Origin of the sequence: Acidaminococcus fermentans (assembly GCF_009696675.1) — a bacterium.
Taxonomy (GTDB): Bacteria; Bacillota; Negativicutes; order Acidaminococcales; family Acidaminococcaceae; genus Acidaminococcus.
Map to the genome: position 1 here is coordinate 143,015 of NZ_VULN01000005.1, position 6,786 is coordinate 149,800.

A 6,786-nucleotide genomic window follows, 5' to 3' on the forward strand; every position below is an offset into this window, starting at 1 on the left:
CCGGTTATACCCATTTTTCCAGTTTCCGGATGATTTCCTCCGTCACCACTTCCGGTTCCCGGAGAGCATCCACCACCAGGATCCGATCCGGCTCCTCCTGGGCCAGTTGGAGATAGCCCGCCCGGATCCGGTCCTGGAATTCCAGTCCCTGGAGTTCGAATTTATCCACGGTGCCCCGGTCTTCCCGGCGTTTTACCAGTTCCCGGGGATCCCCGTCCAAAAGCAGGGTCACATCCGGCCGGAGGCCCCGGGTGGCAAAATCGTTCAGCTTCCGCAACTGAGCCAGATCCATGTTCCGGAGGATACCCTGGTAGACCAGGGTGGAATCGCTGAACCGATCGCAGAGCACCACCTGCCCTGCCGCCAGAGCCGGCCGGATGGCCTGGGCCACATGGTCCGCCCGGGCGGCCAGCTGGAGCAGGGTTTCCGTTTCCGCGGAAAGGTCCAGAGCCGGATCCAGCACCAGTTCCCGGATATTTTCCGCCGTGGGGGTCCCTCCCGGTTCCCGGGTGATCAGCACCTCCCGTCCGTAAAGCCGGAACCAGCGGGCCAGCTGCTGGGCCTGGGTGGTCTTGCCGCCTCCGTCCGGCCCTTCCAGGGTAATGAACAATCCTTGTTTCTTCATATCAGTACCTCGATCTGCTGGAGAGAGCTGTCCCGGGGACCGCTCACCAGCAGTTTTCTTTCCTGCATTTCCCGGCAGTACCGGATCAGTTCTCCGGTGATCCGCTCTCCGGGCATCACCAGAGGGATTCCCGGAGGATAGAAGCTGATGGTCTCTCCGGAGATCAGCCCTGCCGCCTTTTCAAACTCCACCGGTCTGTGGCCGGCAAAGAACGCCTCCCGGGGGAGCTTCACCATTTCCGGCAGCGCCGCCACCGGAGGCACGGGCTTCAGGTCCCGTTCCGGCTTCCGGATGGCTTCCAGCACCTGACAGAGGGTCCGGCCCATTTTTTCCAGTTCCGGTCCCTCATCAGCGTAGGTCACCAGCAGCAGTACATGCTCTTCGTCCACCAGTTCCACTGCGATGCCCGCCTGCCGGAGGGCATCCGCCGCTTCCGGACCGGTGACCCCCAAAGCGCTGACCTGGAGAGTGATCTTCCCCGGATCCAAGGCGGCCACGCCTCCCTTGCCCACCAGTTCCTGTTCCAGGACAGGAAGGCCGGGCACCTGGTGGAGCATCTGGCGGAGTACACCGGCTGCCCGTACCGACGCTTCTCCCATGGCTTTCCCCTGCTCTGCCAGCTGGGCCTGGGCTGCATCCAGGGCTCCCATCAGAAGATAGTTGGGGCTGGTGGTGGTCACCAGGCTCATGGCTCCTTCCATGGCTTCCGGAGAGATCCGGTCATAACGCACCTGGAGCAGGCTGCACTGGGTCATGGCCCCCACGATTTTGTGAGTGCTCTGGGCTGCTGCATCGGCACCGGATTCCATGGCCCCGGGAGGCAGCTGATCCGTGAACCCCAGATGGGGTCCGTGGGCCTCGTCCACCAGCAGCAGGGCGCCGTGGGCGTGGGCAATGTCTGCGATTTTCCGGGTTTCCGCCGCCAGGCCGAAATAGTTGGGGGTGGTCAGGAACACCGACCGGATGGAGGGGTCCTTTTCCAGGGCCTCTGCCACCTGTTCCGGCGTCACCTGGAGAGTAAGCCGCCACTGGGGATCATAGGCCGGCTGTACATACACTGGATGGAAACCTCCCAGCACCAGGGCTCCCAAAACGCTCCGGTGGCTGTTCCGGGGGATCAAAATCTTATCCCCCGGTTTCAGGGCTCCCAGCAGCATCCCGTGGATCACCCCAGTGGTGCCGTTTACGCCCAGAAAGCACCGGTCCGCCCCGTAAAGCCGGGCCGCCAGTTCTTCCGTTTCCCGGATGCACCCTTCCGGGTGATGGATGTCGTCCAGTTCCGCCATCAGGGACACGTCGCTGGCAAGAGCCACGTCCCCCACCAGATGGCGGAGTGCCGGATCCGCTCCCCGTCCCCCTTTGTGACCGGGGGTATGGAGAGGATATACATGTTGAAGACGGTAGTTTTCCACTGCCGTCAGTAAAGGTCTTTTTGCATTCATGATTTCACTCCTTGGCAATATCTTATTGTACCATATGGGGGGAAGAGGGGAAAGTGCGGAGTAGCAGGGTAAGTGGGTAAGTGATTAAGTGGTTGGGTGGTTGGCCGAAGGCCTGTGTCCCCCTGAAAGGGGGAAAGGCCCCGTGCTTGCACGGGCAGAGGGTTTCCCGGAGGGCAAGTATGTCTTTTTCGGAGAAAATGGCGCAAATTTTACCAATTTTTAACAAGATCTTTGCAGAATCTTATTGTGTTTTTCTGAAAATAAGGTCATAATGTAACAATAAGAATTATTTTCTGGCAACAAGGAGGTTCTTTATGCGTGATTTGAATATTATCCGCTCGAAAAAAGGCTTTATCAGTGATATGGACGGTGTGATCTACCATGGCAGCACCCTGCTGCCTGGTGTTAAGGAATTCGTGGCCTGGCTCCAGAAGGAAAAGAAACAGTTCCTGTTCCTGACCAACTCCAGTGAACGGTCTCCCCTGGAACTGCGGAAAAAGCTCCAAGCCATGGGACTGGACATCGAAGAAAGCCACTTTTACACCAGCGCCCTGGCCACGGCCCATTTCCTGAAGACCCAGGCCCCCGGCTGCTCCGCCTACATCATCGGGGCCCATGGGCTGATGAACGCCCTGTATGACGCAGGCATCACCTACAACGACGTGAACCCGGAATATGTAGTAGTGGGCGAAACCAACGGGTACAATTATGAAATGATCATCAAGGCCACGGAGCTGATCCACAAGGGGGCCAAGCTCATCGGTACCAACAGCGACATGACCGGCCCCAGCGACCGGGGGATCATCCCGGCCTGCCGGGCTCTCATCGCCCCCATCGAACTGGCCACCGGGAAAAAGGCCTATTTCATCGGCAAACCCAACCCCCTGATGATGCGCACCGGCCTGAAACGGCTGGGAGTCCATTCGGAAGACGCGGTGATGATCGGGGACCGGATGGATACGGATGTGATCGGCGGGGTGGAATCGGGCATGGAAACGGTGCTGGTGCTCACCGGGGTCTCCAACCGGGAAAACATCAGGCAGTTTTCCTATCAGCCCCATTACATCCTCAACGGTATCGGGGATCTGGTACCAGAGAAATAAGGGGCTGCCTGAGCAGCCCCAGTCGCGGGCCACGAGCCGTGACTGGAGACCGAAGGCGGCTGTAAAAAATAATTTTTCATTTTTTACAGCCGCCTTTTTTAGGCACAAAAAAACCTGCCCACAGGCAGGTTTTGATTTTGAATGGCGGAGTGGGAGAGATTCGAACTCTCGAAAGTAAAAACCTACCCACTAGTACAGAACACTAAGTAAGAAAAAGTGTAGAGTAGAAGCCACTTTTTAGCCCTTTTAAAGTACATACAGTAGCAATTAGACACTACTTGTATTCCAGAATCTTCCTAACTCTTCTATGAGGACAGCATAGCATAATTAGAGCTCCTATTGCAAGACCCATTTTTGTGTAAAAATTTTTGTGAGCCCTATTGAGTTTGCTTGAATTTCCTTCATTCCCCCTCTAGTCCCTTCTCTATATAGTGAATCATATCGTTTTGCTATTTCTTTATGAAGGACTACAGGGAACACCAGAAAGAAGCCTATCAAGGTGGATAAAAAAGGAAGAGGGAACTAATCTAATGGCTCCCTCCTCTATTGTATTGGTTTCTATTTGGTTCTATCTTCCTTCATACTCTTTGACTCTTCTATACCATGTATTCGGTTTCATTCCTGCTTTATTCATTGCCTGAACTGCTGTCATATTCCCTGCTTTCCATTCCTTATAGGCTTCCTTGAAGGTCTCACTAATGGATACTTTGGGTCTCCCATAAGGTCTATGTTCTGCAAGACAAAGGTCAATTCCTTCTCTCTGTCTCTGTCTTATGGTCTCCCTTTCCAGTTCAGACAGAGAAGCAAATATGTGAAGAATAAACCTTCCCTGTGGTGTGGTGGTATCAATCTGTTCCTTAAGGCTGATAAGGTTTACCTTTTTCTTTGTGAGTTCGTCCACAATGTTAAGAAAGTCTAAAGTATTTCTTGCCAGTCTGCTGATACTTTCGATATATACTGTATCTCCCTCTCTCACATATTCCATCATTGCTTTTAACTGTGGTCTTTGTCTGTCCTTCCCACTTATCTTCTCTTCATAGGTCTTATCAATCTTGATTCCCTTATCAGTAAAGCAGGCGTATTGTCTCCCTGTGTTCTGCTCTTTGGTGGATACTCTGATATAACACACATTAGCCATTGTCTTTCACTCCCTTTGTTTTCATTTCTTGTGATGGTTTAATTCTAATTCGTATATTTCAAAATGTCAATCTTATTTTTGATATGTTTCAATACTCTTTATCTAACTTTTAGACACGTAAAAACACCTCTAAATTCCCTCTGTCTAAAAGTAAACTTTTGAAACATTAATTTAATTGGCACACTATATAGAGATATACCATAAGGTATACCCACAGACAATCTTAAGCAAACAGCCAAAGAAAACAATGAAAAGGAAGGACAGACAAAGAATCATGAACACCACAAACACCGACAATGAGAAGTACAGCACTATCAAGAAGATTAACAGAGGTAGAATAGTCACACCTGTAGGAAAAGCCTATTGGGCCTATCTGGATAAGCCAGAGGAATTTAATGGACAGCCCACAAACAACTATTCTATTCAGGTAGAGTTTACCAAAGAAGGGACTCAGGCTCTAAAAAGTGAATTATTGAGAGTCCTTGAAGAAGCTAAACAGGCTCCTAAGTTCTCAGGGAAACCATGGAAAAAAGAACCCAATATTTCTTTGAAAGAAGGCAAAGATAATTCTGTACGGTTTAAATTTGCTTCTAAGGTATCTTATATAGACCATACAACTCATGAGGAAAAGCCTATTAATATTCAATTGTTCAACTCAAAGGGAGATAAATTAAAGCCCTCTGATACTCCTATTCCTGTAGGTAGTAAAGTCCAAATTTGCTTTAAACCTGTCCCCTATCATATCAACAAGAATAACAATGGGATTAAATTACAGCTTGAAGCATTATTGTTACTAGAGGAGGCAACAAATGAAGATACTAATTATCCTTCTGCTTCTTCTTATGGTCTGACTGATTAACTCTGACAACTGAATATAGTAAGTAGTTTGTTTCTCTCCTTTTTAAATTTCTTTAGGAGTGTCTCTCATTAGCTCCCTATTTATGTATCTCTAATAGATAGTCCTAAGGAAATCTCATCAGGAGTTATTTTTTTAATTAGGAGAAAACACAATGGATAATAAAATAACAACAATCAAAGTTGTGGACGCACCCACAGGAGAGGGAAAGACTACAGCCCTAATAAACCACCTAGAGACTGCCTATAACAACCCCTTTACAGCACCCCTAGAGGGGGGAGAGAGATTTATTGTTATGGTTCCTTTAGTGACTGAATGTGAAAGAATCTATAATGCTCTGAAAGAGGGCGGTATAGATGTCTATATGGCAACTATTGAAGGACGGAAAAATAGAGATACCCTTGATGCTATTGAAAGAGGAGAAAATATTATCACTACTCATAGATTCTATGAAATGGAAACTAATGAACTATTTAAGACACTGAAGGAATCTTCTACTAAAGGAAAATACTCCTATAGTCTTTTCATTGATGAAGAACCCGCTATAGAGATAGATATAAAAGATTCTCCTTTAGTGAATTTACCTTCTTTAACCCCTTCTGACATTGAGGAAATGAAGGAACGAAATATTATTGCTATAGATTCTGACAGTAATAGAATCCATTGGACAGCTCCTGAAGATTTATCGGTTATCTATAGGCACTATAAAAACTTTTTCACTGGTTATACTGTTTACCTTTCAAAAGAAGCCTATCAGGGTGGAAAAGAAAACCCCTTTATAATTCTCATGAATCCTGAACTATGGTCTATGTTTGAGTCCGTTACGGTATTGAGTTATAGAGTCCGTTACTCCCTCTTTCATGCCTACTGTGAGCTCTTTCAGTTCCCTATAGAGTATTATCATATTGATAGAAACCCTATTACTAATGATTCACTCTTTAAAGAGGGCTACATAGACAAGAAGCCCAAAGGATATAAACGCTTGAATATCTGTAAGGAGTATTTATTGAAGACCTTTGATAGAGAGTATAAGGAGATTCCTTCTAAGGGGCTATCCTATAGTTGGTATACCAATAAGGCCAAACCAAAACAGCTTAAGAAAATAAAGTCCTACATGGATAAATGTATTAGGGAGTATTCTTGTAGCTCTATCTTATGGACTTCCTTTAAAGATAATATGGAGGCTTTAAAGATTCCTAAACATGGTATCAGCGTAACGAATTGGACAGCCTGTAATACAAGAGCCACCAATGATTATAGCAATCGTACCAATGTGATTTACCCTATCAACAGGTATATGAATCCTTTTAAAGCCTCTTTCTGGAAAGCTCAGGGAATTGTTATAGATACAGATAATTGGGCCTTGAATGAACTCATACAATTTCTTTGGAGGTCTAATTTAAGAGTTGCTGATAGTAGTGATACTGTCTATGTTTATATTCCCTCTGACCGCATGAGAGGGTTATTAGAAGCATGGATAAATAATAACATACAGTGCACTTGTCAACAAAAATTGGACACAAAACTAAAAAAATCAGGCATAAAAAACGAATCGATGTACAAGATTCATCAACTTTTCTGACATCCTTCAAGCTTGTTAGACAAACCATGCCATCGATAAT

6 protein-coding genes are annotated in these 6,786 nt (G+C 47.4%); 3 read left to right on the top strand and 3 right to left on the bottom strand.

Features of this window, described 5'->3' with window-relative positions; translation table 11 throughout:
- Window positions 1–4 precede the first annotated feature (4 nt).
- Window positions 5–625 carry a dTMP kinase gene (gene tmk / locus FX155_RS05055; RefSeq protein WP_022488353.1) on the bottom strand — a complete coding sequence of 207 codons (621 nt, stop codon included), beginning with the start codon at window positions 623–625 and terminating at the stop codon, window positions 5–7.
- Window positions 622–2,067, bottom strand: a complete 1,446-nt coding sequence (locus tag FX155_RS05060; protein WP_154487940.1) for an aminotransferase class I/II-fold pyridoxal phosphate-dependent enzyme — start codon at window positions 2,065–2,067, stop codon at window positions 622–624. The genes tmk and FX155_RS05060 overlap by 4 nt, the downstream gene beginning before the upstream one ends.
- 314 nt (window positions 2,068–2,381) lie before the next feature.
- On the opposite strand from FX155_RS05060, the gene FX155_RS05065 reads away from it, so the two are divergent.
- Window positions 2,382–3,170, top strand: a complete 789-nt coding sequence (locus tag FX155_RS05065) for an HAD-IIA family hydrolase (protein ID WP_154487941.1) — start codon at window positions 2,382–2,384, stop codon at window positions 3,168–3,170.
- Between the two features lie 568 nt (window positions 3,171–3,738).
- On the opposite strand, the gene FX155_RS05070 is transcribed toward FX155_RS05065, so the two are convergent.
- Window positions 3,739–4,308 carry a recombinase family protein gene (locus tag FX155_RS05070; RefSeq protein ID WP_154487942.1) on the bottom strand — a complete coding sequence of 190 codons (570 nt, stop codon included), beginning with the start codon at window positions 4,306–4,308 and terminating at the stop codon, window positions 3,739–3,741.
- A 274-nt stretch (window positions 4,309–4,582) separates the two neighbouring features.
- Here FX155_RS05070 and FX155_RS05075 point away from each other — a divergent pair, with 274 nt between their 5' ends.
- Both FX155_RS05075 and FX155_RS05080 read left to right on the top strand, forming a co-directional pair.
- Window positions 4,583–5,167, top strand: coding sequence for a hypothetical protein (locus FX155_RS05075; protein WP_154487943.1), 585 nt, complete (start codon window positions 4,583–4,585; stop codon window positions 5,165–5,167).
- Window positions 5,168–5,318: 151 nt separating this feature from the next.
- On the top strand, window positions 5,319–6,746 hold the full coding sequence (locus FX155_RS05080; protein ID WP_154487944.1) for a DEAD/DEAH box helicase: 1,428 nt from the start codon (window positions 5,319–5,321) through the stop codon (window positions 6,744–6,746).
- The last annotated feature ends 40 nt before the right edge of the window (window positions 6,747–6,786 follow it).

Coding starts and splice junctions, on each gene's coding strand:
- tmk (WP_022488353.1), bottom strand. CDS start 625: ATGAAGAAACAAGGATTGTTCATTACCCTGGAAGGGCCGGACGGAGGC.
- FX155_RS05060 (WP_154487940.1), bottom strand. CDS start 2,067: ATGAATGCAAAAAGACCTTTACTGACGGCAGTGGAAAACTACCGTCTT.
- FX155_RS05065 (WP_154487941.1), top strand. CDS start 2,382: ATGCGTGATTTGAATATTATCCGCTCGAAAAAAGGCTTTATCAGTGAT.
- FX155_RS05070 (WP_154487942.1), bottom strand. CDS start 4,308: ATGGCTAATGTGTGTTATATCAGAGTATCCACCAAAGAGCAGAACACA.
- FX155_RS05075 (WP_154487943.1), top strand. CDS start 4,583: ATGAACACCACAAACACCGACAATGAGAAGTACAGCACTATCAAGAAG.
- FX155_RS05080 (WP_154487944.1), top strand. CDS start 5,319: ATGGATAATAAAATAACAACAATCAAAGTTGTGGACGCACCCACAGGA.